Raw genomic sequence first — 5687 nt, 5'->3', positions numbered from 1 at the left:
CATGGGGGGATTGATCGCCGCGGTACTCCCACCCACCCACCCTTGTTCGACCTCCGGTCGGGGGCCCGGCTCCGCCGGGTGGGTCCGCTGCCGTTCGGCACGCGAAAGCCTGATTGCCGTGTGCTCGCACCCACCCATGGAGATAAGCCATCGGGGGTCACCCTGCAACCCCCCTGGTCAACGCCTCAAAGTAGGCTCTGACCTGGGGATATGTCTTTCAGCGGCGTTGGAGGTGTCCCACTGTCGCCAACTGATACCAGCTTCTGCTTACCATTCGCGGGCCACGCACGGGCCAGTGTGCTCCCGTGTCGTGGTTGCTTGCCATGGCGTCTCACCTGGCCTGATGGCCTGGCGGTCCGGATCACGGGGGGCCTGCTGCGCCTTGGCCCGTACTGTCTGCCGGTGGTTGCCCTGCGCTGCGGCGGGATGTGTCCCCATCCTCACACTTCTTCCCTTCCCGGGGTGTCATCCCGTCCGCTATCGCCCGGAGTGTGGCTGAGCGGGCCAGGGGTGACCGGTCCAGGTGGAGCCCCCCACTGGAGGAACGACCTGGACCGGTCACCCCTGGTCTGCTGTGCTGCGCGTAGAGGTGATGGCGGACGGGATGACACCACGGCTCCCCAGCCATGCCACCCCGCGACCCGCGCCCATGTGCGGGCTCCTGCCATCCTGGACGCAGGAGCCCCCTCCGGAGGCTGTTCTAACTCGTATGCGCTTCATCGGTCACGCGCCCCGGGAACATCCGAGATCCTTTAGACACTATGTGAGTCGCGTCGCTGCTTGACTGCGTCGGTGTACAACTCGGTCGTAAGGTCATCGTCGGCTATGCCCAGCCGAGCGAGTTCGGCCCTGAGTACATCGAGCGCCACTGATAGACCCTCGCTGCTCACCAACGTCTCGATCTCGATGAACGTCCCGTCGAGTTCGGGAACTGTGACCAGGCTTGCAAGCACCTGGTAGCCCTCCACGTGGTAAGCGAAGTTCTCACAGTGCTTTTCGAATGAGATCAGGCGCTCATATCGCAGGGCGCGCAGGATCCTATCCATGGTGGCGGCATCGCCGATCTCCGTTTCGTGCTCCGGTTTGGAACCGCTGGCTTCATCGACGGCTGGCTCTTTGAAAGTGAGCAGAGTCCGAGTCGCGTCCTTGCTGGTGATGGTTCGCACACGCAGCTCGCGGCCTGACGCGGTGAACGTGCCGTCATGCTGGTCGTAGTAGACGTCGTGATACGTGGTCCGTTGTTCGGTTGCGCGTTCGCGGAGCTTCTCTCGTACTCCGGAGGGCTGATGTACGCGGGCCTTCAGCTCACCTTCGATCAACCTGGGCTCCTCTCAGATGACCCGTTCGGCGGCGGCTAGGACGGTGTCGAACGTGCGACGGAAACCGCGATGGAGTACTCCCTGAGGCGACGGTGCGATCTTGTAGACGGCTGATTCGTGTCCCTCCCATCCCTCTCCGAATGCGGATACGTATTGGATCTCATCTAGCGAGATGATTCGCCATACGGGAGTGGTCGTGTAGCGAAATACCTCAACCGCGAGCCATGTCGCGCGCGCGGCAAGCTCCCTTAGCCGTGCTTCGGCGAGGGTGATGCCTCCGGCGAACGACTCGTGTGACTCCCCGATTTCTTGCGCTCTCCTATGCGCGGCTTCACAGCTCGGATCAAGGAGGAGCACTCGGAGCCGTCTCTGATCTTCAAACTCGGTGGCCAGTCCAGGACGTAGCAGTGAGTCGTTGAGACCCAGAAGCCCTAGCCCTCGGACAGCCAGCACGTCGAGCCTTGTGGCGTCGCGGGTTACAAGGCGAATGTCCTGAGCCGCTGTTGACTGGGATGGGAAGACGTTGATGATCTCAGCGCGTCCTACCGGTCCAAGATGGTCCAGTCCCACCGGATGTTGTGGCGCGAGGCCAAAAGCCATTCGGGCATCGTCTGGCATGGCCAGTCCATCAGCGATGCGCTCAAGAACGTCAAGGGCGGTCACCTTACGGCTGCCACGGATGATCTCGCTTACCCGACCTTGGAGCAGGCCCGTCGCGTGAGCGAGCCGGGTCTGTGTCGCACCGTACTTCTGTGCCAGGAGAAACAGCGCCCGTATATCACGTTCCTGGAGTGCTCGCTGAGTCATGGGATGCCGCCAGCCACGGGACGGAATCACGATCAGCTCGGACGGGGCGTGTGTCATGGATGACTCCCGGTGAAGGCTGAAAGGAGTGTACATCTCACCGTGAGATACCTGCCGTGAAATGGGGACACGTCCGGAGACAGGTGATGGTTACTCCATGACATTGCATGAATCGCCGCGTCTCCCCATGGATCCTGAGCTGCTGAGGGGGAAGCGGTCGGCTGGCCTGACCAGGCAGGACAGCGCGTCGGGGTCGGGCGTGGAGCGGGCGGATTCGTGGATGCCTGTGGATCCGAATGTCCCGAACGTGGCGCGGATCTACGACCTTTTCCTGGGCGGTAAAGATCACTACCACGCGGACCGGATGGCCGCTGAGCAGGTGCTGAAGGTGCTTCCGGAGTCGCCGGGGATCGCGCGGGCTAACCGGGCGTTCCTGGGTCGGGCGGTGCGGTACGTGGCCGGGACTCTGGGGATTCGGCAGTTCCTGGACATCGGGGCGGGCCTCCCGACGCGGGACAACGTTCATCAGGTGGCGCAGCGGGTGGATACGGCGTCGCGGGTGGTGTACGTGGACATCGACCCTGTGGTGCTTTCTCACGCGCGTGCGCTGCTGGCGCGGGACCCGGAGACGTTGGCCATAGAGGGGGACGTGCGCGCCCCGGCGGAGATCCTTGCCAATCCGGAGTTGCGGGCGCATCTGGACCTGTCTCGTCCGGTGGCGGTGCTGCTGGTGGCGGTGCTGCACTTCGTGACCGATGTGTCTGAGCCGCATCGGCTGGTGCGGGAGTTGATGGGGGCGATGCCGCCGGGGTCGTGCCTGGTGCTCTCGCATGCGGAGGCGACGAAGGAAACCCTGGAGGCGGCGGCCGATGGCTACCGGGGGGCCAACGAGTCGATGGTGCCTCGGTCGGCGGATGCGGTGCGGGGGTTCTTCGACGGTGTGTCCCTGGTGAATCCGGGGGTGGTTCGGGTCCGGGACTGGCGGCGGGATGAGGACGTGTTCGCGTTTGATGTGGATGCGCCGGTCCTGGCCGGGGTGGGGATCAAGCCGTGAGCGGTCAGACGAGGGAAGCGGCGGAACGGGAGTTGCGGGCGTTACAGGCTCTGGCGGGGGTGCGGTCGGCTCTGCGTGATCGCGGGGTGGAGACGCGGGCGCACAGGGGTGTGGTGCGGGTGCGGCTGGTGTCGGCGGCGGTGGGGCAGTCCACGGTGGATCACGAGCCGATGCGGCTGGAAGTGCTGGGCGTCGGCGGCGGGCCGGTTGCGGTGCTGTCGTGCGGAAGCACGGGGTTTGAGGCATCGGAGATCCGGGGCCGGGAGGGGGCGCGGCGGTTCGGGTGGGCGGCTGATGAGGTCGTGGAAGAACTGACCGTGCTGGCCACCTCGCCGGGGTCGGCGATGTCGCCGATGTCTGCGGGGCCGGGTGGCCTGACCTATGGGCGGTGAACAGGTGACGTGGGGTGCGGCGTCGCCAGGGCTGCGGGCGGGTGTGGTTCCGCTGGCCACCTACGGCAACGCCGCGATTCCGGTTCCTTATGTGATCGCGCGTTCGGGTGAGCTGGTGGAAGATCGGCCGGTTTTCGCCATGGATCGGAGTCGGGGCAAGGGAGAGCCTTACCTGACCTATGCGCCGGGCAAGGCGGCTGACTGGGTGCGCGGGATGCTGCGGGTGCGGGTGGCCGATACCGGTGTTGGTGAGCCGTTGTGGCGGAAGGTCAACACCGTTCGGCAGTGGAAGTGCATGAGCGAGCTTCTGTGTCAGATCTGCGGGCTACCGGCGGCGGAGCCGGGCCAGCCGCTTGCCTGGGTCCTTACCGAGACCTCTTTTCAGGCGCTGTCGTGGGTGCGTAATGCCGGGGACACCAATCAGCCTGCGGTCTGCCGTGAGCACATTCCCGTGTCGTTGCGGTTGTGTCCTCGATTGCGGGCCGGTGCGGAGGTGGTGACGGTGGAGTATGCCGAGCCGGTGGCGGTGCTGGCTGGGGTGTTCGAGCCGGGGCCGGGCGCGGGCTGGCGTATGCCGAAGCTGGTCCAGCAGAACGTGTATGTGGGGCTGGATGAGTTCGCGCGGCATCCGCGCGTGCTGGCCACGCAGTTGGTGATGCGTCTGTACGGGATCCGGCGGGGGGACGGCGGGGCGGATGTGGTGAGTGCGGGATGAGGCGGCGTCGGCGGTCTCGTCAGCCGGTGGAGATCTCCGATGAGGAGCTGGTGCGCCGCTATCAGGCCGGGGAGAGCTACATCGCGATTGCCGAATCGGTGGACACCAACCCGCAGAGGATCCGGTCTCGGCTGGTGGCGGCGGGTGTGGAGATCCGGTCTGCCGGTCGTCGGCGGGTGCCGGTGGTGGCTGATCCGGATGTGGTGCGCCGCTATGAGGCCGGGGAGAGCATGCGCGCCATCGCCGGGTCGCTGGGTGTGGACAAGCTGACGGTCCGTTCCCGGCTGGTGTCGGCGGGTGTGCGGATCAGGCGGAGAAGCGCGGCGGGTACGGGGCTGGGGGTCTCCGCTGAGGAGGTGGTGCGCCGGTATGAGGCTGGGGAGAGCATGCGTGCCATCGCCGGGTCGCTGGGTGTGGACAAGCTGACGGTTCGTTGCCGGTTGCTGGCGGCGGGGGTGGAGATCCGGCCTCCCGGTCGGCACGTGCCGATGGTGCCTGATGAGGAGCTGGCAGGCCGGTATGAGGCCGGGGAGACCATCTCCGCCATGGCCGGATCGCTGGGCGTGGACTTCTCCACGGTGCGTTCGCGGCTGGTGGCGGCGGGGGTGCGGCTCCGGCCGAAAGGACGGGCGGGTAAGCCGCTGGGGGTCTCGGATGAGGAGTTGGTGCGCCGCTATCGGGGCGGGGAGCGCATCAACGCCATCGCCCGGTCGCTGGGCGTGGATTTCGGGAGGGTGCGTTCCCGGTTGTTGGCGGCGGGGGTGGAGGTGCGGCCTGCCTGGGTTTGGGGTGGGCGTACGCCCGTCGTGGTGGCTGATGAGGGGTTGGTGCGCCGCTACCGGGGCGGGGAGAGCATCACCGCGTTAGCCCGGTCGCTGGGGGTGAGCTTCACCACGGTGCGTTCGCGGCTGGTGGCGGCGGGGGTGGAGATCTGGTCTGGGGGAGGTTCACGCGGGCGGGTGAGAACGACTGCGCGGGGGACGCCGTTCCCCCCGGCGTACGGAGCGGGGCGGAAGAGCAAGGTTCGAAATAGAGACGAGAGTGAGGAAACGATGAACGAAGGCTCTGACCAGTCGGGGCAGAGCGGGCTGATCCGCCGTAGGGGCATGGTGGCGGTGTATGTCCAGATCGCCGACATCATCGCCAAGCGGATCGCCAATGGTGATCTCCAGCCCGGTGATCGGGTTCCGAGCGAAAACGAACTGATGCAGGACTTCGGGGTGGCGCAGATGACCGCCCGGCGGGTGCATCGGGAGTTACGTGAGCGGGAGCTGGCCCATACCGTGCAGGGGGAGGGCTCGTTCGTGGGTCTGGAGGGGACGCCGAAGGCGGATTATCTGCGCCCGCTGTATGTGCAGATCGCCGACGTGATCGCCAAGGAGATCCGCGCGGGCGGGATCGCG

General features: G+C 66.3%; 6 protein-coding genes. 4 read left to right on the top strand and 2 right to left on the bottom strand.

Translation table 11 applies throughout. The features are described from left to right. Window positions 1-752: 752 nt before the first annotated feature. Window positions 753-1319 carry a class IV adenylate cyclase gene (cyaB, locus tag KIP79_RS45790; protein ID WP_214111361.1) on the bottom strand — a complete coding sequence of 189 codons (567 nt, stop codon included), beginning with the start codon at window positions 1317-1319 and terminating at the stop codon, window positions 753-755. A 12-nt stretch (window positions 1320-1331) separates the two neighbouring features. After that, window positions 1332-2183: a helix-turn-helix domain-containing protein gene (locus KIP79_RS45785; protein ID WP_214111360.1), complete on the bottom strand. Its 852-nt coding sequence runs from the start codon at window positions 2181-2183 to the stop codon at window positions 1332-1334. Between the two features lie 199 nt (window positions 2184-2382). Between KIP79_RS45785 and KIP79_RS45780 the strand changes: the two genes are divergently transcribed. The 4 genes from KIP79_RS45780 to KIP79_RS49950 form a co-directional block, all read left to right on the top strand. Continuing rightward, window positions 2383-3177, top strand: a complete 795-nt coding sequence (locus tag KIP79_RS45780; RefSeq protein WP_308170255.1) for an SAM-dependent methyltransferase — start codon at window positions 2383-2385, stop codon at window positions 3175-3177. Next, window positions 3174-3569 carry a hypothetical protein gene (locus KIP79_RS45775; RefSeq protein ID WP_214111359.1) on the top strand — a complete coding sequence of 132 codons (396 nt, stop codon included), beginning with the start codon at window positions 3174-3176 and terminating at the stop codon, window positions 3567-3569. The genes KIP79_RS45780 and KIP79_RS45775 overlap by 4 nt, the downstream gene beginning before the upstream one ends. Beyond that, the gene (locus tag KIP79_RS45770; RefSeq protein WP_214111358.1) at window positions 3559-4284 is read left to right on the top strand and encodes a hypothetical protein; all 726 of its coding nucleotides are present in this window, start codon (window positions 3559-3561) and stop codon (window positions 4282-4284) included. Before KIP79_RS45775 ends, KIP79_RS45770 begins: the two co-directional genes overlap by 11 nt. A gap of 26 nt (window positions 4285-4310) precedes the next feature. Continuing rightward, on the top strand, window positions 4311-5687 hold a 1377-nt coding region (locus KIP79_RS49950; protein ID WP_308170254.1), incomplete at its 3' end, for a GntR family transcriptional regulator.

Origin of the sequence: Acrocarpospora catenulata, assembly GCF_018476525.1 — a bacterium.
Lineage (GTDB): Bacteria > Actinomycetota > Actinomycetes > Streptosporangiales > Streptosporangiaceae > Acrocarpospora > Acrocarpospora catenulata.
The sequence above is the reverse complement of the archived record's forward strand: the minus strand, read 5'-3'. Positions and strand labels throughout refer to the sequence as shown.

Coding starts and splice junctions, on each gene's coding strand:
- KIP79_RS45770 (WP_214111358.1), top strand. CDS start 3,559: ATGGGCGGTGAACAGGTGACGTGGGGTGCGGCGTCGCCAGGGCTGCGG.
- KIP79_RS45785 (WP_214111360.1), bottom strand. CDS start 2,183: ATGACACACGCCCCGTCCGAGCTGATCGTGATTCCGTCCCGTGGCTGG.